The organism is Collinsella sp. AM23-17, from assembly GCF_003470945.1.
GTDB lineage: Bacteria > Actinomycetota > Coriobacteriia > Coriobacteriales > Coriobacteriaceae > Collinsella > Collinsella aerofaciens_O.
Map to the genome: position 1 here is coordinate 25,927 of NZ_QRHU01000011.1, position 19,589 is coordinate 45,515.

Annotated in this window: 16 protein-coding genes and 1 tRNA gene; 13 read left to right on the top strand and 4 right to left on the bottom strand. The window is 60.5% G+C overall.

Features of this window, described 5'->3' with window-relative positions:
- The first annotated feature begins 10 nt into the window (after window positions 1–10).
- The 4 genes from brxL to DW645_RS05395 all read left to right on the top strand — a co-directional run bounded on the left by brxL (window position 11) and on the right by DW645_RS05395 (window position 4,880).
- Complete coding sequence (brxL, locus tag DW645_RS05380) at window positions 11–2,380, top strand: protease Lon-related BREX system protein BrxL (RefSeq protein ID WP_199575655.1); 2,370 nt, start codon at window positions 11–13, stop codon at window positions 2,378–2,380.
- A 77-nt stretch (window positions 2,381–2,457) separates the two neighbouring features.
- Complete coding sequence (locus DW645_RS05385) at window positions 2,458–3,822, top strand: hypothetical protein (RefSeq protein WP_117786727.1); 1,365 nt, start codon at window positions 2,458–2,460, stop codon at window positions 3,820–3,822.
- Between the two features lie 27 nt (window positions 3,823–3,849).
- The gene (locus DW645_RS05390) at window positions 3,850–4,047 is read left to right on the top strand and encodes a hypothetical protein (protein WP_117786726.1); all 198 of its coding nucleotides are present in this window, start codon (window positions 3,850–3,852) and stop codon (window positions 4,045–4,047) included.
- Window positions 4,048–4,202: 155 nt separating this feature from the next.
- Complete coding sequence (locus DW645_RS05395; RefSeq protein WP_117776136.1) at window positions 4,203–4,880, top strand: DUF3800 domain-containing protein; 678 nt, start codon at window positions 4,203–4,205, stop codon at window positions 4,878–4,880.
- 14 nt (window positions 4,881–4,894) lie between these two features.
- Here the strand turns inward: DW645_RS05395 and DW645_RS05400 are convergent, their stop codons facing one another.
- The gene (locus DW645_RS05400; protein WP_118226703.1) at window positions 4,895–6,496 is read right to left on the bottom strand and encodes a potassium/proton antiporter; all 1,602 of its coding nucleotides are present in this window, start codon (window positions 6,494–6,496) and stop codon (window positions 4,895–4,897) included.
- Between the two features lie 324 nt (window positions 6,497–6,820).
- On the opposite strand from DW645_RS05400, the gene DW645_RS05410 reads away from it, so the two are divergent.
- Window positions 6,821–7,660, top strand: a complete 840-nt coding sequence (locus DW645_RS05410; protein WP_118226707.1) for a metallophosphoesterase — start codon at window positions 6,821–6,823, stop codon at window positions 7,658–7,660.
- Between the two features lie 389 nt (window positions 7,661–8,049).
- On the opposite strand, the gene DW645_RS05415 is transcribed toward DW645_RS05410, so the two are convergent.
- Window positions 8,050–9,630 carry a lipopolysaccharide biosynthesis protein gene (locus DW645_RS05415; protein ID WP_233540719.1) on the bottom strand — a complete coding sequence of 527 codons (1,581 nt, stop codon included), beginning with the start codon at window positions 9,628–9,630 and terminating at the stop codon, window positions 8,050–8,052.
- A 377-nt stretch (window positions 9,631–10,007) separates the two neighbouring features.
- On the opposite strand from DW645_RS05415, the gene pckA reads away from it, so the two are divergent.
- From pckA to DW645_RS05440, 5 genes are all read left to right on the top strand, one after another.
- Window positions 10,008–11,678 (top strand): phosphoenolpyruvate carboxykinase (ATP), encoded by a 1,671-nt coding sequence (gene pckA / locus DW645_RS05420; protein ID WP_199408627.1) that lies wholly within the window; start codon window positions 10,008–10,010, stop codon window positions 11,676–11,678.
- Between the two features lie 227 nt (window positions 11,679–11,905).
- Complete coding sequence (locus DW645_RS05425; RefSeq protein WP_118226708.1) at window positions 11,906–12,625, top strand: B3/4 domain-containing protein; 720 nt, start codon at window positions 11,906–11,908, stop codon at window positions 12,623–12,625.
- Between the two features lie 173 nt (window positions 12,626–12,798).
- Window positions 12,799–13,248, top strand: a complete 450-nt coding sequence (locus DW645_RS05430; RefSeq protein ID WP_022093866.1) for a MarR family winged helix-turn-helix transcriptional regulator — start codon at window positions 12,799–12,801, stop codon at window positions 13,246–13,248.
- A 119-nt stretch (window positions 13,249–13,367) separates the two neighbouring features.
- Window positions 13,368–14,222: a DegV family protein gene (locus tag DW645_RS05435; protein ID WP_117648374.1), complete on the top strand. Its 855-nt coding sequence runs from the start codon at window positions 13,368–13,370 to the stop codon at window positions 14,220–14,222.
- A 79-nt stretch (window positions 14,223–14,301) separates the two neighbouring features.
- Window positions 14,302–14,622, top strand: coding sequence for an MGMT family protein (locus DW645_RS05440; RefSeq protein ID WP_118065061.1), 321 nt, complete (start codon window positions 14,302–14,304; stop codon window positions 14,620–14,622).
- Window positions 14,623–14,953: 331 nt separating this feature from the next.
- On the opposite strand, the gene trpS is transcribed toward DW645_RS05440, so the two are convergent.
- A complete protein-coding gene (gene trpS, locus DW645_RS05445; protein WP_089572045.1) occupies window positions 14,954–16,003 on the bottom strand; it encodes a tryptophan--tRNA ligase in 1,050 nt (349 codons plus the stop codon).
- A 161-nt stretch (window positions 16,004–16,164) separates the two neighbouring features.
- A complete protein-coding gene (locus DW645_RS05450; RefSeq protein ID WP_118226710.1) occupies window positions 16,165–17,364 on the bottom strand; it encodes an MraY family glycosyltransferase in 1,200 nt (399 codons plus the stop codon).
- A 525-nt stretch (window positions 17,365–17,889) separates the two neighbouring features.
- Between DW645_RS05450 and DW645_RS05455 the strand changes: the two genes are divergently transcribed.
- From DW645_RS05455 to DW645_RS05465, 3 genes are all read left to right on the top strand, one after another.
- A complete protein-coding gene (locus DW645_RS05455) occupies window positions 17,890–18,828 on the top strand; it encodes a radical SAM protein (RefSeq protein ID WP_118226712.1) in 939 nt (312 codons plus the stop codon).
- A 151-nt stretch (window positions 18,829–18,979) separates the two neighbouring features.
- Window positions 18,980–19,052: transfer RNA gene (locus tag DW645_RS05460), tRNA-Ala, on the top strand.
- Between the two features lie 64 nt (window positions 19,053–19,116).
- The gene (locus tag DW645_RS05465; protein WP_117635034.1) at window positions 19,117–19,557 is read left to right on the top strand and encodes a hypothetical protein; all 441 of its coding nucleotides are present in this window, start codon (window positions 19,117–19,119) and stop codon (window positions 19,555–19,557) included.
- The last annotated feature ends 32 nt before the right edge of the window (window positions 19,558–19,589 follow it).

The following is a 19,589-nucleotide window of genomic DNA, read 5'->3' on the forward strand; positions in this document are numbered from 1 at the left end:
AGTGTGCCCTATGTTTGATAGCCATGACGACGATCTGTGGGAAGTTCCCTCGATTGATGTGAGTGCGCCGGCGGAGGCTGTGCCTGCGGTGGAGACTGTGCCTGCGGTGGAGACTGTGCCCGCGGTGGAGAATGTGCCTGCGGTGGAGCCGGCGGAGACCGCTGCGCCCGCCGATGCCGTGGCGCCCGCCGAGGACGAGCCCTCGACCGATGACTATGCCCAGGCCGTGGCCGAGGCTCCCGAGGACGACGGCTACGACATGGATGGACTGGACGGCAAGCTGCTCGAGCACTTTGGCGGCAAGATCGTGCGTAAGGACCTGACGGCCCTTATGAAGCGCGGCGCCAACGTGCCTACCTTTGTGCTGGAGTACTTGCTGGGCATGTACTGCTCAACAGACGACGAGGATGCCGTGGCGGAGGGCCTGGAGCGCATCCGCAAGATTCTCACCGATAACTATGTGCGCCCCGACGAGTCCGAGCGCATCAAGTCCAAGATTCGCGAGCTGGGGCGCTTTACCATCATCGATAAGGTGACGGCCAAGCTCGACGAGTACAAAGACATCTACGTGGCGTCGTTTGCCAATCTGACCATTGAGCCGTTTGTGATGCCGGCCGAGTACGTGCGCGACTACTCCAAGATTCTGCAGGGCGGCATTTGGTGCATCATGAGCATCGAGTATCGTCATCCCATGGAAGAGGAAGACGAGTTTGGCATGGAGGTCTTTGGCGACGATGCGCCGCGCCGTTCCAAGGCCAAGCGCAAAAAGCGCGGACCCGAGGACTCTCCGTTTAGCGTGGCGTCGCTCACGCCCATCCAGATGCCCAACCTGGACCTGGAGGCCATGATCGACGAGCGCCAGTATTTCTCGCGCGACGAGTGGCTCAACATGCTGCTGCGCTCTGCCGGCTATGAGCCCAGCGAGCTTTCGGAGAAGGAGCGCTTGCACTTTATCGAGCGCATGGTGCCGCTGATCGAGCGCAATTACAATCTGTGCGAGTTGGGTCCCCGTGGCACCGGCAAGAGCCATATCTACAAAGAGGTCTCGCCCTATGCCATCTTGCTTTCGGGCGGCCAGACCACCACGGCCAACCTGTTCGGCCGTATGAACTCCATGCGCGCCGATCGCGTGGGCCTGGTGGGCCATTGGGATTGCGTGACGTTCGACGAGGTCGCCGGCATGCGCTTTAAGGACACCAACGCCGTGCAGATCATGAAGGACTATATGGCGAGTGGCAGCTACGCGCGCGGCCGCGACCAGATTAACGCCGATGCCTCCATGGTCTTTGAGGGCAACATCAACGACACCGTGCAAAACGTCCTTAAGACCACGCACCTGTTTGATCCGTTCCCGCCGGAGTTTAACAACGATTCGGCCTTCTTCGACCGTATCCACTATTACCTGCCGGGCTGGGAGATTCCCAAGATGCGTTCGAGCCTGCTGACCAGGCATTACGGCTTAATCACCGACTGCCTGTCGGAGTTTTGCAAGGAGATGCGCCGCAAAGACTTTACGCATCATATCGACCGTTACTTCCGCTTTAACAGCGACTTTAACAAGCGCGATGAGATCGCCGTGCGCAAGACCTTTAGCGGCTTGGCTAAGCTGCTGTTCCCCGACGAGGCTATGGACAAGGACGACGTTCGCTGGCTGCTGGACTACGCCATCGAGGGCCGTCGCCGCGTAAAGGAGCAGCTCAAGATTATGGCGGGCGTCGAGTTTATCGATGTTAACCTTGGCTATATGGATGCCGATAATCCGCAGGACGTGCACGTGGTGCGCGTGCCCGAGCAGACCGAGGATACGCTGATTCCCGACGGGCCGCTGCTGTCCGGTCACGTGTTTGGCGTGGGTAGGTCGCAGGGCGGCGAGGTTGCCGTGTACAAGCTGGAGAACAAGGCCGTTGCCGGCGAGTGCAAGTTTAAGCACGAGGGCGTGGCCTTTAACAAGCCGGTGCGCGATACGCTGGAGGCCGCGTTCGACAACTTCGTGAACCTGGCGAACCGCGTGGCGCCGGGCATGCACATTGGCTCCAAGGACTACCTGCTGTTCTATAACGATCTGCAGAGCAAGGGCCTGTCCGAAGAAGTTTCGCTTGCCGAGTTTGTGGGCCTATGCTCCGCGGCGTGCAACCGCCCGGTGATGTCTGCGCTGGCGGTCCCGGGCATCTTGCGCATGTCGGGCTCTATGGACGAGATCCGCGGGCTCGAGGACATTATGCGCGTGGCCAAAAACGCCGGTGCCAAGCGTGTGATTTTGCCGCTGAGCGCCATCGCGGGCCTGCAGAGCGTTTCGTCCGAGATCATTTCGGGCTTGAGCCCGGTGTTCTACATGGATGGCGATCCGGTCGACGCCGCGAAGAAGGCTCTGGATTTGTAGGGGTGCGGGCGAGCGGGGCGTCCGGTGCTCGTGCGTTCCGCGAACATGTTGGTGCGTAGTGCGTGAGGAGGCCCGCCATGGCGGACGAGCGTTCTGTTGGTGAGCTGCTCGACGAGCTGTTTGGCTTTGAATCGGTGGCCAAACGCCAGGCGACGCTTGAGCAGTACGATCGCGGGGAGTTGGTGCGCAAGGCGCGCTCCCGCGAACTGCTGGGTGTGCTTAGGGATGTCGAGGCTGCCGAGCACGCTGCGCGCGAATCTGCCGTGCGGGCTGTTGATACGTACGTGCGCCGTGTTGAGGGCGCGGCCCTTGCGCGTGCTCGCAAGCAGGCGGGTGTTGTGGGCTCGCTGCAGATGGAGCGCCGCTATGCTGCCTTTTTGCGCATGGAGGACAAGGCCGAGCTGCTGACGCGCCTGGAGCAGACGCTTGCGTTTATCGAGGTAAAGCTGCGTGCGAATACGGCGGACAGGGTGCGCGCAGCGTACGATGCTGCCGGCGCTTTAGTGCTGCAGGACGTGGCGCGTCTGGGTGACGTGCGCGTTGTGGATGCTGTGCCCCTGGATGCCGACCTGCTGTGCACGCAGCTGGAGCAACTTCGTTGTGCCGCCGACGCAACGGACCTTGCGGGTATGATCACGGCGACGTTTGAGTCCGAGCTGAGTGCGACTGGGCCGCAGCACGCTGATGGGTTTACGGGTGATTTGGCTGGCGATGTTGCTGGTGACGTGGCGCTGGAGCGTGAACTTACGAACGTGCGCGGTGCTGCGCAGCGAGCGCGCTTAGCGGCGCAGGCGTATCGGGCCGAGCGCGCCGTCCGCGTTGTGGGGAGCACGGTGGAGCCAGTATCGTTGCCCGAGCCTGTGTGCGTTGCGTGCGAGACGACGTGCGATGCCGGGGAGCTTTCCGAGTTGCTCGTTCAGGTTAAGAAGTCGTTTGAGACCTACCGTCGTGTTGTTGCCGACGGCGGGTTGTTCTGTGCGTTTGGCTCTGGCTCGCCGCATGGGATTTGCCGGGGCTCGAGCTATTTAGACTACGATTCTCGGCTTGACGAAGACGTGCTGGTGGGCGAGTACGATGGCGCTACCAGGCATGATGTTCGCCGAGAGGTTGCGATTCCCGAGCTTGTGGATGAGGCTTCGGCCGATGGTGGCGACTCGCTCGAGGTTGCTGTGGCGCGCATACGTAAGTTTAACGGACGCCGCTACGATGGTGTGCTGGACGAGGATTCTGCGCGCCATGTGAATGCGTTTTGGTATGGGCTCAAAAAGCTCAGTCAGTATTGTGAGGCTGCCGTGCGCGTGGATGAGCGTGCTTGGGATTGCTTTATCGATAAGGTGCAGTTCGCCTACGATGAGCCCGTGGGGCGCCTGGCCACGCAGATGGACGACAAGCAGGTTGCGGCTTTTGTTGCTGCCGTGGAAGTGCTTGGCGCTGACGAGTAAGGGCCTGGTTTGGCGGGAGGTTTCACCATGAAGATCGAAGTTGATGTAGATCAGCTGCGCGAGAGCCTGCTCGACCGCGCGGGGAGTGCAGCAGGCGTGGGCTTTCCGGCCGCCATGCTCGACGTAGTGGATATCGAGGATGAGTCGCCCCAAGAGCTCCTGACCCGTGCCGAACGCGAAGGCCTCGACCTCCGCGACTTTGCCGTCGACGATGACGCTGAATGATGGCCATCTTTGTTATTGACGAACATATGTTTGTATTTTATACTCATGCTTGAACATACGTCCAACTTCATGGTATAAACTAGGTGGTCATCTCTTAAGAGAGGGCTTCCAAGTGCCGGGGACGTTTTCCCCGGCTTTTTTATTAAGGATTGCCCATGCGAGAGCTGAGTATCTTTATTGATGAATCTGGAAGCGATGATCTTCGTGAAAGATACTATCTTGTGGCCTTTGTTTTTCATGAACAAGATATTCCCATCGCTGAGGGAATAGAGAAATATGAAAGGGCGGTAGCCGAAAGCGGATTGCCGCTTCTTCCGTTCCATGCTTCTCCTCTCATGAATGGAAAAGATCAGTTCAAGGACTTGGGCATCAGCGAGAGAAAAAGGCTGTTCTCACTATTTCGAGTTATGTTTCGACATTTGCCCATCTCGTACAAGGTGTTTGTATTCAAGACGCATCGGTACCGAACTCTTAAACAGATTGCTGATGCGATGCGGCGTGAAATCATCGATTTCATATTCGACAATTTGAGTTGGTTTCAGCAGTTTGATGCTGTAAAGATTTACTACGACGGAGGACAGGGTTCGGTTTCGAGTGCGCTTCACAAGGCAATCGATTACGCTTTGGCTAAAAATGCAGTTATCTATAAGCCGACAACTTCATCGGATTACTATTTGGCTCAGGCCGCGGACTATGTCTGTACCATTGAGTTCACGAGTCTGAAATATCAGGCAAATAAGCAGACTAATACTGACCAGAAGTTTTTTGGTGGTAGTACTGCGTTTAAAAAAGGCTTACTAAAAGAAGTTAGAAAGAAGGCCGTCCCAAATTAGCTGCCCTGTGGCCGCTACGACGCCAGCGTGGCGATGACGGCTTCGTCGCCGGCGTATATGAGGGTGTTGCCATCGGGGATGATCGTCTGGCCTTCGCGCTTGAGCATCACCACAATAAACGGATGCTTGCCTTGCGGCACATCGCGCAGGCGCTGGCCGGCCAGGCGACCGTGGGGGGTCACGGTGACCTCGCGCAGCGTAACCTCGGCACGCTCTTCAAACGTCGGGGCGGCCATAACCAGAAGGTCGCCTTCCTCGATCACGGTATCGCCGTTGGGCAGCACGGGGTGCGCGCCGTCGCGCAGCACCAGAACCACAAGCATGTCCGTCGCACTGCCAATGTCGGCGAGCGAACGTCCGGCAAACGGATGTCCAGCTCCCATCTTGAGCTTGACGAACGACATGCCGTCCTCGTCGCGGTAATCGTTAAAGGTGCGGCGCACGTCGCCTTCCGCGTCGATCATATCGAGTTTCTTCGCCACTGCTGGCAGCAGCGAGCCCTGCACCACAATGCTTGACACGGCAATCACAAACACCAGGTCAAACAGGTCGTGACCACCGGGAACACCGGTTACCACGGCAAAGAGACTAAATACGACCGAAGCCGCGCCGCGCAGACCCGCCCAGCTTACGAGCGCAACCTGGCGAGGGTTGGTCTTAAAGGGCACCAGCAGCAGGCCCACGGCGATGGGGCGGCTCACGAAGAGCATAAACGCCATGAGCGCCAGGCCGGGTAGCAGCATTTGCGGCAGGCGCGCGGGCGTGACGAGTAGGCCCAGCAAAAAGAAGATGGTCATCTCGGCCATCTCGGTGAGGGTGTCAAAGAAGTGCGCCAGCTCGACCTTGCCGGTGATGTCGCTCGCGCCCAGCACAATGCCGGCCAGGTACACGGCCAAAAAGCCGTTGCCGCCCAGGTAGCTCGGCAGCGCGTAGGCGACGATGGCCACGGCGAACAAGAAGATGGTCTGCGCGCCTTCGGCCGTTGCGTGTGCGCGCTCAATCAGACGGCTGGATGTCCAGCCGATGGCAAGGCCCAACCCCACGCCCAGGATGATCTGCTTGGTCAGCAGCACGGGAATGTCGATATTGCCGCCCGCCGCGAGGGTCGCGAGCACGGCGGTGAGCATGTAGGCGACGGGGTCGTTGGAGCCCGATTCGACCTCGAGCAGCGAGTCGGTGCCGCCCCTCAGCGAAAGGCTGTGCTCGCGCAGAACGCTAAAGACGCTGGCCGCGTCGGTGGACGCCACGACCGATCCCAGCAGCAGGCCGCCGATCCAGTCGAAGCCCAGCACAAAGTGGGCGAACACGCCGGTGATGCCTGCGGTGATGACGACGCCGAGCGTGCTCAGCAGCACCGCCGGCGCGGCGACGGGCTTGGCGCGGTCTATGTTGGTGTTAAAGCCGCCGTAGAACATGATGAACAATAGCGCCGTGCTGCAGACGGTTTCGGTGAGTGCGTAGTCGCTAAAGTCGATATGCGCCGGGCCGTTGACGCCCAACAGCATGCCGAGCGCGATAAAGATAAGCAGGGTGGGGAAGGGGAGCTTTTTGCCGACGGGTTTGATGGTCAGGCACAAAATGATGACGAGGCCGATAAAAAGAAGGATCTGGTTCATGGATGGTGTCCGCTCCTGGGTGGTTGGCGTGGCGCGGTCAGTTGTCTGCGGTTATTTGTACCCAAAGATGGTGGGTTATGGGCTTGGATTGCGGGCGTGCGCATTTTCGACACGAGGCTGCGACGCGGGCGGCGCTGGTCGGGGCGCTGGGCCAGACGGCGTGGCGTGAGCGGTGCGGGTTGGCAGGCGTGCGCTGGCGACTGTTGACGGTATGCAACCCTTCCCAGCTTTATTGCTACGGAGTACAATGGGTAACGTTTAAGTTCAACTTGAAGTTTTAGTTGCGGCGCCGGGCTTTGGCCGCAATGCAAGGAGAGGCGTACCATGGCGATCTATGTGACATCTGATGCTCACGGGCACGTGCGTGCGCTTGACGAGGCCCTGTCTAAGATCTCGTTGACGTCCGACGACACGCTGTACGTGCTGGGCGACATGATCGATCGCGGGCCCGATCCGGTCGGCGTTATTAAGCTCGTGCGCTCGCTGCCCAACGCCCGTGTGCTCAAGGGCAATCACGAGCAGATCATGCTCGATGCCATCATTGGCCAGGATCCGCTCGATGCCGAGACCTGGGATATCAACGGTGGCTGGACGACGCGCGAGCAGCTCAACGACATGGAATTTGACGCATACGAGGAGCTCGTGCGATGGATGGCCGCGCTGCCGCTCTACGCGGTGGCCGAGACCGAGGAGCGCCCGTATCTGCTGGTACATGCTGGAATCGAGATGAAGGCGGCGCGCGCGTTTTTGCTTGAGCATGGCGTCGATTGTGCCGATGGCGTTGGAGCGGTGGGTGCCGATCGCGAGCTGCTGCAGCAGATGCTCGCGGTGCAGTCGGCCGATGACCTGCTGTGGATTCGTCACGGCTATTGGGATGCGCCGACCGGGCTGCTTTCTGCCGAGGGCAAGGGTCCGGTCGTGGTGAGCGGTCACACGCCAACGGTGTCGCTCGGGCGTTATTGCGAGGTCGGTGGTCTTGCGGGGCTCGATGAGGAGTCGGGCCGCGGGCAGATCGTGCGCCTGGGTGGCGAGGATACCGCCGGCGTGCCCGATCGCATCGATATCGACTGCGCCGCCGCCACCGGCTCCGAGTTCGGCCGCGTCGGGATCCTGCGGCTCGATGATGGGGCGGAGTTCTACGCGAACATCAACCCGGGCGAATAATCGGTGCAAGTGGTAGCTAATTTGGGACGGAGCTTTTTTGACTACTTTCGGAGAATAGCGCTTTCTTGCTCGGTAAGCGCGAGAAATGAGGAGCGTCTGCGTCCTCGGCAGTGCGAAAATGCTCGAAAAACCGTCGCAACGGAGTCAAACGACGTTGCGACGGTTCTTTTTTGGCTGTCCGCTGGCTAAGTGAGTAGACTTTTTTGGAAATGCCGAGCAGCCGGCAAATTTGCCTCAACAAAACCGCAGGTCACTGACTTGTGTTTTGCCGGTGTGGTCAGGGATTCGGCAAAAGTCTACTCACTTAGTTTTGCGTGATGCATATTGTCCGCAACGAGACCCCAGCCGGGGTGATTCCATCGCAAATTCCGGTGACCGGGGGCAGCTAATTAGGCGCCGTATGGGTTGCGGTCGCGTTCGATGCGTTGGCGGATGTGGGCGTACTCGATAATCAGTAGCACCAGGAGTAGGGCCATGATGGCTAGGTAGCTCACCACAGCGCCCATCAGACCCAGCAGCTTAATCAGGATCACCGGCACCACCACGCTTACGGCGAAGCAGATCAGGTAGATCTTGGTGACATCGCCGGCGTGGCGCAACACCGTGATAATGGCATAGATAAAGTCGATTGCCGCGGTGACGCCGCCGGCGACAACCATTAGCAGTGCAAGCGTGCGGTAGCGCTCAAAGTTGAGGCCGTACATAAAGCTCATGAGGGGAATGCCGGGGCCTGCCATAAATGCGGCGCACGCTCCAGTAATGACTACGATCAGTGCCATAACGGCAACAATAATCAGATCAAAGCGGCGACGCTTGCGCGGATTCGCCCAAATGCTCGACAGACGTAGGAGCTGCGGTTTATAGATAAATCCAATGCTCAACAAAATGGCCTGCGCCGGAAAAAACAGTGCATTAAAGTACAGCTGATATTTGTATGCCAGCGTGCCCTCCATCACAAACTTGGGCATGCTCTCGATAAGGTTGAACAGGAACAGCGCACCAAAGAGCGGGGCGCACTGGACAAACAGGTGGCCAGCCTCGCGCAGACTCATGCGGCGTGATTTTTCGGTTTCGAGCAGGGCGAGCGGGGCGGTGACCAGTACGAGCGAGGCAATCGCGGCGATGCCCATGGCCATGGCCGCGATGGGCATGCTGCGCGTGAGGAACAGTGCCACGCTAAAGACCGCGATGACGCCGGCGGAACGCAGCGTTTGGCTCATGCCTGCCAAATAGAGCTTGTCGGCCTGCTGCAGGCGGCCCTCGTACACGTCGGCGATGCCGTCGATCACCTTATAGAGGTAGACGCCCAGGCCGATCGTGGCCATCTGCGCATCGTAGCCGCGGGCGCTGCTGTATACCAGGCCGCATGCCAGCGCGAGCGCTCCGCAGAGCCAGCGGTTGAGCTGGTAGGAGGCGAAGGAGGTCTTTTCGTCGATGTCCGAGACCTGAAAGTTGCGCACGCCGTAGTTGCACGCGATCATGATGAGCGTGCCGGTGACAAAGGCGATGGAGAACTTGCCGGCTTCCTCGGCGCCCACAAGCTGCGTGGACACGATGGTGAGCAGGGGAAACGCCATGCCCCATACGGCGGTGCCCAGGGTATTCCAAAGGTAGTCGCGACGGGTGGCGTGATCTTCGTACTCGGCTTCTTGCGTGGAGAAGCCGCCGCCGTAGACGGCTCCGAGCAGGCGGTTCCACCAGGCATTGACCATGCGGCGGATGGGGCCGGGCTGGCGATCGCGCTCGCGGCGACGGCGTGTAGCCTGGCTGCTGTCGGGACCGCCGGCGTTGCGCTGGCTCAGCTCCTGGATGCGCGCGAGCTCTTCGGCCGTGTGGGAGGCAGGGAACAGGCCGTTCTCGATGCGTCCGCCCTGGGCCTTTGCGGTGCCGTTGCTCGCTACGGCGGGGTCGGCGACGCCATTGCGGCGGGCGATGGCACGGCGGATGCTATCGAGAGGCGTGATACTCAAGGCGGTTCCTTTCTCCTACTGCGCTCTAGTATAGTCGCGGTGGTGTCCATTCGTGTTTTTGAGCAGGTTGTTCAATAATTTCGGCGGTGCCATTCAGTAGTCGGCACTTGGGACGTTCCTTATGTGCCGGCACTTTAGGAACGTCCCCGAGTGCCGGCATCTAGGGACACTCCTTGGCTGCTGCCTGTTCAAGAGTGTCCCCAACGACTAGTCGTTTAAGAACGCCCCCAATAACTAGGCCGCTTGCGTGCGATTTTTGACCGTTGGGCGGGCGCTTCGTCGTTGCCGCAAAAACGTTTTTGCATATCGGGTACAACGGGCTTTACGTGAGTAAAGTGCGCGCCGCGTCCACGTGTCGCGCTTTTAAAGGAGGCCCCATGCCAGGTATTACCCCTGCAGAAGTTCTGTCCAACTTTGGCATTACGCTGGTCGAAGATCCTGCCGAGAACCAGCCCCGCCTGCTGGTCGACCTGCCGGCAGCCGAGCTCGTCGAGCACGCCATCCGTCGCAACGAAGGTCGTATGGCCTCCAACGGCGCGCTGGTGATCGAGACGGGGGAGCGCACTGGCCGCTCGCCTAATGACCGCTTTATCGTTGACACCCCCGATGTTCACGACAAGATTGCCTGGGGTGCCGTCAACCGCCCGCTATCTGTCGAGAGCTACGAGGCCATCAAGGCCGGCATCGTCGACTATCTCAACGAGCGCGACGTGTTCGTCACTCGCGGTATGGCCGGTGCCGACCGCAACCATACGCGTCGTCTGCTTGTCGCCTGCGAGCGTGCCAGCCAGGCGCTCTTTATTAAGCAGATGCTCGCCCGCCCGCTTGCCCGTGAAATCGCACGCACCGGCGAGCCGGACTTCTGTGTGCTCGCCGCGCCGGGCTACCAGTGCGATCCCGCCATCAAGGGCCTCAACTCCAGCGCCGCCGTGGTCATTAACTTCCAGGAGCGCGTGATTCTGGTCGCCGGCACCGGCTACTCCGGCGAGATCAAAAAGTCCATTTTCAGCGTCATGAATTACCTGCTGCCCGTCGAGGACGACGTGCTGCCCATGCACTGCTCGGCCAGTATGGATCCCGTCACGCACGAGACCGCCGTGTTCTTTGGCCTGTCCGGCACCGGCAAGACCACGCTTTCGGCCAATCCCACGCGCCTGTTGATCGGCGACGACGAGCACGGCTGGTCTGACATGGGCATCTTTAACATCGAGGGTGGCTGCTACGCCAAATGCGAGGGCCTGGACGCCTTCCACGAGCCCGAGATCTTCAACGCTGTCCGCTTTGGCGCGATCTGCGAAAACGTGGTGCTCGACGAGAACCGCAAGCCCAACTACGACGACATCTCGATCACGCACAACACGCGCGTGGCATACCCTGTGGAGCACATTCCCAACGCGTGGACCAAGGGCATGGGCACCACTCCAAGCGTCGTGCTGTTCCTGACCTGCGATGCCTTTGGCGTGCTGCCGCCCATCTCACGCCTGACGGCCGATGCCGCCATGTACCACTTCGTGACGGGCTTTACGGCCAAGATCCCCGGCACCGAGGTCGGCGTCACCGAGCCCACGCCCACGTTCTCTTCGCTGTTTGGCGAGCCGTTTATGCCGCTCGACCCCATGGTCTATGCCAAGATGCTCGGTGAGCGCATCGCCGACGGCCGCACGCGTGTGTACCTGGTCAACACCGGCTGGATCGGCGGCGGCTACGGCGTGGGCCATCGCATCGAGCTTGCCTACACGCGCGCCCTGGTGGCCCGCGCCCTCGACGGTACCATCGAGGACAGCGAATTCGTGCATGACGATATCTTTAACGTCGACATTCCCACCACGTGCCACGGCGTGCCCGACGGCATCCTGGTGCCGCGCCAGTACTGGCAGAGCACCGCGCGCTACGACGAGGCGGCGCACAACTTGGCCGTGATGTTCGAGGAGAACTTCGAGAAGAAGTACTCGCACCTGCCCGAGTCCGTGAAGGCCGCCGGTCCGCACGCTCAGGTGCACGCCGACGCCCGTCATCGCGGCCGCGGCCTGCTGGGACTCCGACACTAGCGTTGCTTCAGACCCAAAACCACCATAAAGGGGACGGGCACCTTTGTGGTGGTTTTACTCGCGCGGATGACTCGGGTTACAATACGCCTGACATATTGCCCCCTTCTCCGGATGGGGGCAGCGTAAGCGCTCTTGTGGCGGCACCGTAGGACTTTGAAGGTGGCCGTCGTAAGGGCGCTTTTTGTTTAGGCGCCCTCGCTCGGGCGCGCACGATGAAGGGAGAGCACATGAAGAGCTTTATTGCCGAGGATTCGTTTTGGGAGCTATTTCCGCAGGCGGCTGTCGGTGTTGTGGTCGTAAAGGGCATGAAGCCCGCGGCTCAGATTCCTCAAGAGGACGTGGATGCGATTGCGGCGTTGCTCGACCGCGCCAATATCGACGCGGAGCGTCATCTGACCAGCGATACTATCAGCGAGAACGCACCGGTCAAGGCATGGCGCGAGGCTTATCGGCTGTTCAAGACCAAAAAGGGCGCGCGTTGCTCAATTGAGAACCTGCTCAAGCGCGTGCTCAAGGGCAAACCGGTGGGCCACATTACGCCCGCGGTGGACATCTACAACACGGTGTCGCTGACCTACGCGCTGCCCGTTGGCGGCGAGGACCTGCATGCGATTGAGGGGGATCTTTGCTTGAAGGTGACTGACGGCGGCGATGCGTTCCTGCCACTTGGCGAGGAAACGGATGACCCGACGCTGCCCGGCGAGCTCGCCTACATCGATGATGCGGGCGCCGTATGCCGCTGCTGGAACTGGCGCGATGGCGTTCGCACGGCGCTGTCCGACGATTCGGCCGATGCATTCCTGGCGATTGAGTGCGTGGAGCCCGAGCGGATGGGGGATTGCCAGGCTGCCGTTGATCGTCTCGCCGAGTTGCTCGAGCGCTATCTGGGAGCGACGGTTGTCGTTAAGACGCTTGTGACCCGCGACAATCCCTGCGTGGAACTGTAACGACGCCTGCGGATCATGTTCGCCGGTCAAAACCACTACAAAGGTGCCTGTCCCCTTTGTGGTGGTTTTTATGTTGATGGGTTAACAAATGGGATATTTGGGTATGGGTGTTGCCTCGTGCGGCTAAGATGTTTACCCGTTAGCATCATGTAAGCGAAAGGCGGTCGTCTCCCATGCAGCAGAACGACGAGACACGTTTCGAGGACTTTGTCGGACTGATCAGCGGGCTCTACAAGGAGATCCAGCGCATTAAGACATCCGAGGGCGCAAGGCTGGGCCTCAAGGGCTCCGACGTTATGTGCTTGTACTATCTTGAGCGCAGCAAGGACGGCCTGACTGGCGCTGACCTGGCTCGCATGGCAGGCGTGACCCGTGCCGCCGTCTCGCGCACGCTCGCGCATCTGGAGGAGGGCGGCTACGTCGAGGTCGACGACTCGGGTGATGCGGCCGTTAAGTATCGTGCCCCGGTGCGCCTGACCGCTCTGGGCGGCGAGAGCATGAGCGAGGCGGACCGCATCATTCGCGAGGTGCTCGACACCACCGGTAAGGCTATGGGTGTGGAGCAGCGCGAGCAGATGTATGCGTCGCTGCGTACGATTCTCAACACCCTGCGTGAGATCTAAGGCCGCCAAGGCATTTGCTTCCCATTAAAAACTGCATAGTCCCGTTTGAGCGCGTATGCCGTGCCGGGGCATTGCTGTCAAAATTCCCCGCGCGGGACCTGCGCAAGAAAGGATTCGTTATGTCCGTCCGCATTATTACCGATTCCGCAAGCGATATGTCGCCGGCTGAGCACCCCGCTCTGCATGTTCTGCCGCTGTCCGTCACCTTTGGCACCGATGTGTACATGGATGGCGTCGACATCGATCACCAGCGCTTTTACGAGATGCTCGTGGAGCGCGATGAGCTGCCCAAGACCGGCCAGGTCAACCCGTACGCGTTTTCGCAGGCGATTGCCGAGGCGCGTGAGGCCGGCGATGAGGCTGTGATTATTACCGTGGGCGCTAAGCTTTCGGGCACCAATCAGAGTGCCCGCACCGCACTTGCCGAGGCCCCGGGCGGCGATGTGTACGTGGTGGATAGCAATAACGTTACCCTGGGCGAGCGCGTGCTGGTCGAGTATGCCCTGCGCTTGGTGGACGAGGGCCGCGGCGCGGCTGAGATCGCGGATGCTGTCGAGGCCGTGCGCGACCGCGTGGTCGTCATCGGCCTGCTCGAGACGCTGGAGTACCTGGTGCGCGGCGGCCGCTTGTCTGCTGCGGCGGGCGCTGTGGGCACGCTGCTCAACGTGAAGCCGGTCGTGGCTGCCGAGGACGGTCTGATCGTGCAGCTGGGCAAGGCGCGCGGTTCCAAGAACGGCCGTAACCTGCTCAACCAGAAGGTCGAAAAGGCAGGCGGCATCGACTTTTCCATGCCGCTGGCGCTCGGCTATACGGGCCTTTCGGATGCGGTGCTCAAGAAGTATATCGAGGACAGCGCGGCACTGTGGGCTGGCCACACCGAGGGCGAACTGCCCGTTCACACCATCGGCGCCACCATCGGCACCCATGTAGGCCCCGGCGCCGTAGCCGTAGCCTTCTTCCAGCCTGTTAACTAGCCCACCTGCCAAAACCACCGCAAAGGGGACAGGCACCTTTGTGGTGGTTTATGCTATTCCGGGTGGAAGGGAGCGAACAATGGCGTCTGAGGGCTTTTTTGAGCGGGTGTACGAGGTGGTCGAGCAGATCCCCGAAGGGATGGTCGCCACGTACGGCCAGGTGGCGCTGCTCGCCGGTCGTCCACGAAGCGCGCGCTATGTGGGCTATGCGCTGCACAGCAATCCGCGTCCTGGCCAGATTCCCTGTCATCGTGTGGTGTTTGCCGACGGCCGTATCTGTGAGGGCTTTGCCTTTGGCGGCCCCGATGCTCAGCGTGAGCTCCTGCTGGGGGAGGGTGTGGCGTTTAAGGACGACATGCACGTCGATCTGGCCGCCTGTCGCTGGCCTGCAGGGCTCTAGCGGCTCTGCCGTGGCTTAAACCACCACAAAGGTGCCTATCCCCTTTGTGGTGGTTTTGGCAGGTTTACCGAGGTTAACTTATGGAGAAGGTATGGCGGCGCGGTTTGTCGCAGCAAAGTAAACCACGGTGAACTATATTGTTTTCAGCAACGGAGCAGGCAATAGGCGATGAAAAAGCCTGCCCTGTTGAGTTTGATTCGCATTCCTCCCCTCTGTGCGATTCAACGGTGTACTTCGGGAACAGGCCCGCTGGCAACTATCTGCCAGCGGGCCTGTTCCTGTTTCGGTGAGGATTCAGCCTCACCGTCTATGTTGTGCGAAGGCGCTTTGCCTAGTACACCATGCCCATGGCGTCCTGAACCTCGGCCAGGGTCTGCTCGGCAATCTCGTTGGCGCGACGGTTGCCCTCGTGCAGCACGTCCTTCACATAGTCCAGATCGTTCTCATAGCGCTGACGACGCTCGCGGATCGGCGCGAAGTACTCGTTGACGGCCTCGGTCACGTACTTCTTGAGCTGGCCGGAGCCGCCCATGCCAATCTCCTCGGCAATCTCGACCTCGGAACGGCCGGTGCAGATGGCGGCGGTTGAAAGCAGGCCGGACACGCCGGGGCGATTCTCGGGATCGAACGTGATCATGCGCTCGGAGTCGGTCTGGCTCTTCTTGATGCGCTTGGCCGTCTCCTCGGCGGTCATCGAGATGTTAATGGCGTTGCCGTAGCTCTTGCTCATCTTGCGCCCGTCCAGGCCCGGCAGCAGCGGGGTCTCGGACAGCAGTGCGTCGACCTCGGGGAACACCTTGCCGTAACGGTTGTTAAAGCGGCGGGCGATGGTGCGGGTGAGCTCGATGTGCGGCAGCTGGTCGCGACCGACGGGCACCACATTGCCCTTGCAGAACAGGATGTCGCAGGCCTGGTGCACCGGGTAGGTGAGCAGAAGGCCGGTGAGCTCGTGGCCCGAGGCCTCCATCTCGGCCTTGACCGTGGGGTTGCGCGCCAGCTCGGCCTCGGAGACCAGCGACAGGAACGGCAGCATGAGCTGGTTTGCGGCGGGTACGGCGGAGTGCGCGTAGATCATGGTCTTGTCGGGGTCGATGCCGCAGGCAAGGTAGTCCATGACCATGTTGTACACGTTGTCCTGGATGTGCTCGGTCGTATCGCGGTCAGTGATGACTTGGTAGTCGGCGATGAGCACGTTGGTCTTGGCGCCCATGTTCTGCAGCTCAACACGGCCCTTGAGGGTGCCGAAGTAGTGACCCAGGTGCAGACGGCCGGTGGGGCGGTCGCCGGTGAGCATGGTGAACTTCTCGGGCGTTTTGGCCAGGCCCTCGCGAATGGCGTTGCTCTTTTGCAGCGCGACTTCGTAGCTGTTCTCGTTTGGCATGATTGCTCCTAACGTATGTTCATGGGTCAAGATGATAACGCGTTTATTGGAGGGTCGGGGCGTAAGTACGCGAGGGGCGGGAGAGCGGCGGCATGTGCGATGGGCGCGGCGTGGCTGCGCGTTTGGCCGGCGGCGCCTGGGCGCAGCCTCGGCAGCTTACCCTAGCGCCTGTGGTGGCGCTCCTCCCTGCGTTCTTCTGCCGCCTGCTCCTCCTGCTTAAAGGCGGGATCGTCGGGGGTGACGAGCTCGTCCTCGTGCGTGCGCTTGTTGTAATGGTGGCGCAGCACGGGCTCAAACAGGTGCAGGTGCTTGGCAAAGGCCGCCGAGCCAATGGCGAGTACGGTAAAGATGAGCACGCGCATGGGCACCTCGACCTGGTTAATCGCGGCGGCGCCGGCCGAAAGCATGATGCACCAGGCGTAGATGAGGAGCACTGCCTGCTTTTGGTTGTAGCCCTCTTGGATCAGGCGGTGGTGGATGTGGCCCTTGTCGGCCTGCCCGATGCTAATGTGGGCGCGCTTGCGGCGCACGATGGCGCTAAACGTGTCGATGATGGGCACGCCGGCAACGATGAGCGGGATGATAAGCGAGGTGAGCGCGGCGGTGCGGCTCACGTTGAGCAGCGAGATGGAGCCCAGTGCAAAGCCCAGAAGCAACGACCCCGAGTCGCCCAAGAAGATGCTTGCGGGGTTGAAGTTGTAGCGCAAAAAGGCCAGGCAAGCGCCAAAGAGCGCAATGGAGAGCGCGGCGGCGTCGATGCGGCCCGAGAGAACGGCCATCGAAAACATGGTGAACGACGCGATGCCGCAGATGCCCGTGGCCAAGCCGTCGAGGCCGTCGATGAGGTTAATGATGTTGGTGAATGCCACCAGATAGATCACGGTGATGGGGTAGGCGAGCCATCCGAGCATGATCTCGCCGGGGGCAAACGGGTTGACGATGACGCCGATCCGCAGGCCGCCGATACAGGCGATAAGCGCGGCGAGGACCTGTCCGGCTAGCTTTTGCTTGGGCTTGAGCTGGAAGACGTCGTCGATAGCGCCGGTCGCAAAGATGACGGTAAAAGAAAGCGCAAGTATGGGGTAGCTGATGTGCAGACGGGGGTGGGGCACCAAAACGGGCGGCCAGCCTAGGTGCCAGGTGCCTAGGATTTGCACAATGCAAGCAACGACCAGGCCCAAAAACACCGCCGTTCCGCCCAAACGCGGGATGGGCTTGGTGTTGATGCGGCGCTTGGAAGGATAGTCGACGGCGTCGAGCTTAATTGCCAAGCGCTTGACCAGGGGCACCATGAGGAAGGTCGTGATAAAGGCCGCCGCTGCCACGCATAGGTACGGTATGTAGCTCGGGGATGAAGCCATGAATCTAAAAACCGCCAAGCGTCGAAGGAAAAGGTCAGAAGAACGCCATGCGCAAAGGGCATAGCCGAACCATGATACTCGACCACGGGGGGTGCATGGAATTGCATGCAGCGATAATCACGCGCTTACCAGATATTGGGATGTTGTCGATGGCTTGTCGGGATACCGGCGGGGATCCATATGGGCTGTAACGGTGGTTTTCGGCAAATGAAAACCACCCCCCACGTTACGAAAATGAACCCACCTAAAACAGGTGGGTGCCCTCATCGACTGTTCCAGCGTCCTTAACAACGAAGGATACCTGTACTAGGTACGACTGTGTGGGCTCCCTAAATAAACGCGACGGTTCACCCAGTTGCTCCGCGGGGGGCGGAATACCTACATCATAAAGCGGCACTTTGTCGATTCCAGTCTTGACATTATAAAAATCGTGTCGGACGATTACGGCGCCTTGGGCTCGAGCCGTCTGTGCGGTTGGTCCCTTTACGTTTGAGCTGCTGAATCATTGTTTTGGAGCATGTTTTTATGCCGACGCCGTTGACCGAACTTTTTTCGCCCGCCTGCCATTTGTGTCCGCGCCGTTGCGGTGCGGCGCGCGACGAGGGCGCGCGTGGCGTGTGCGGCGCCGACAACACGCTTAAGGTCGCCCGCGCGGCGCTCCATATGTGGGAGGAGCCGTCCATTTCGGGCGAGGCCGGCTCGGGTACGATTTTCTTTAGCGGCTGTTCGCTCAAATGTATCTACTGCCAAAACCACGAGATCTCGACGGGCAATTTCGGTCTTGAGATTTCGCCCGAGCGTTTGGTCGAGATTATGCTGGAGCTGCAGGACCAGGGCGCCAATAACATCAACCTGGTGACGGCGACGCACTATGCGCACCTGTTGCCTGCCGCGATTGCCGCGGCACGGACGCGCGGGTTGGTCATCCCAATTGTCTACAACACGAGTGGTTACGAGCGCGCGAGTGCCGTGGCAGCGCTGGGCGACCTGGTCGACGTGTGGCTTACGGACTTTAAATATGCCGATGCCGGGCTTGCGCAGTCGCTTTCTCATATTAAGGACTACCCGCGCGTGGCCGTGTCGGGTCTGGCCCAGATGGCGCGCGAGATTGAGCGCCGCGGGGGAGAGCTGGTAGACGAGGACGGGCTCATGAGGCGCGGCATAATCGTGCGTCATCTGGTGCTGCCGGGGCATGCGGACGATTCGTGCCGCGTGTTGGACCTGGTGTGGCAGACGGTGGGCGACGTGCCGATCTCGGTCATGAACCAGTACACGCCCAATGCCCTCATGCGCGAACAAGGCGGCGACCTGGCGCGCGCCGTGACGCGCGAGGAGTACGAGCAGGTGCTCGACCATGCCGACGACCTGGGCTTTACGACGATGTTTTGGCAAGAAGGCGGAGCGGTAGACGAGAGCTTTACCCCGGCGTTCGACACCACCGGCGTCCTCACCAGCGCAAAGTAGTGCGCTCGCCGATGATTTTTCTGGGACGGGGATTAAAAAATCATCGAGAGGATCGCCTGCTCGAAAAGTTGTCAAAATAGCCGCGTCCCAAAAAGACTGGGTATTGGGCGTTGACAGTTGGCGAGCCGTAGGTAAAATATCAACTTGTCTTGGGGACGTAGCTCAGTTGGGAGAGCGCTGCCGTCGCATGGCAGAGGCCGAGGGTTCGACTCCCTTCGTCTCCACCCTTGGATTTGATAAGCCGCTGACATTGTGTCGGCGGCTTTTTTTAAAAGGAAGGGCTGTACCATGGCCAAGCTTGAGTCCCAACCACTGTCTGCCGAGGAACGCGCCGAGTTGGAAGAGCTCCGCGCCGAGAAAGCTCGTCGCGAGGCCCAGGAAGAGGCACGCCGCGAGCGTGAGGAGCTGGCCGCCCTGCGTGCCGAGCGTGCGAAGGCCGAGGAGGCCGCCGCGAACGTCGCCCCCGCGCCCAAGCCCGCCGCCGCGAAGCCCGCGCCCACCGCACCTAAACCTCAGCCTAAAAAGGTCGCTCGTTCCAAGTCCGTCGAGCCCAAGCCGAGCCGTGACGAGATGACCTTTGCCCAGCGCATGGTTACCTCCAAGGAGCCTACGGGCGAGAACGAGATCCCTGGCATGGCGCCGGCTCAAAAAATCATCATTGTCCTTGCCCTCATCGCGTTTGTCATCTTTATGGGCTACACGATCCTGACCAGCATGGGCCTGCTCTAGCCCATTCGCGTTGGGTGCCATGCCCGAACACT

Coding starts and splice junctions, on each gene's coding strand:
- DW645_RS05395 (WP_117776136.1), top strand. CDS start 4,203: ATGCGAGAGCTGAGTATCTTTATTGATGAATCTGGAAGCGATGATCTT.
- brxL (WP_199575655.1), top strand. CDS start 11: ATGTTTGATAGCCATGACGACGATCTGTGGGAAGTTCCCTCGATTGAT.
- DW645_RS05385 (WP_117786727.1), top strand. CDS start 2,458: ATGGCGGACGAGCGTTCTGTTGGTGAGCTGCTCGACGAGCTGTTTGGC.
- DW645_RS05410 (WP_118226707.1), top strand. CDS start 6,821: ATGGCGATCTATGTGACATCTGATGCTCACGGGCACGTGCGTGCGCTT.
- DW645_RS05455 (WP_118226712.1), top strand. CDS start 17,890: ATGCCGACGCCGTTGACCGAACTTTTTTCGCCCGCCTGCCATTTGTGT.
- DW645_RS05425 (WP_118226708.1), top strand. CDS start 11,906: ATGAAGAGCTTTATTGCCGAGGATTCGTTTTGGGAGCTATTTCCGCAG.
- DW645_RS05440 (WP_118065061.1), top strand. CDS start 14,302: ATGGCGTCTGAGGGCTTTTTTGAGCGGGTGTACGAGGTGGTCGAGCAG.
- DW645_RS05390 (WP_117786726.1), top strand. CDS start 3,850: ATGAAGATCGAAGTTGATGTAGATCAGCTGCGCGAGAGCCTGCTCGAC.
- DW645_RS05465 (WP_117635034.1), top strand. CDS start 19,117: ATGGCCAAGCTTGAGTCCCAACCACTGTCTGCCGAGGAACGCGCCGAG.
- DW645_RS05450 (WP_118226710.1), bottom strand. CDS start 17,364: ATGGCTTCATCCCCGAGCTACATACCGTACCTATGCGTGGCAGCGGCG.
- DW645_RS05430 (WP_022093866.1), top strand. CDS start 12,799: ATGCAGCAGAACGACGAGACACGTTTCGAGGACTTTGTCGGACTGATC.
- DW645_RS05400 (WP_118226703.1), bottom strand. CDS start 6,496: ATGAACCAGATCCTTCTTTTTATCGGCCTCGTCATCATTTTGTGCCTG.
- trpS (WP_089572045.1), bottom strand. CDS start 16,003: ATGCCAAACGAGAACAGCTACGAAGTCGCGCTGCAAAAGAGCAACGCC.
- DW645_RS05435 (WP_117648374.1), top strand. CDS start 13,368: ATGTCCGTCCGCATTATTACCGATTCCGCAAGCGATATGTCGCCGGCT.
- pckA (WP_199408627.1), top strand. CDS start 10,008: ATGCCAGGTATTACCCCTGCAGAAGTTCTGTCCAACTTTGGCATTACG.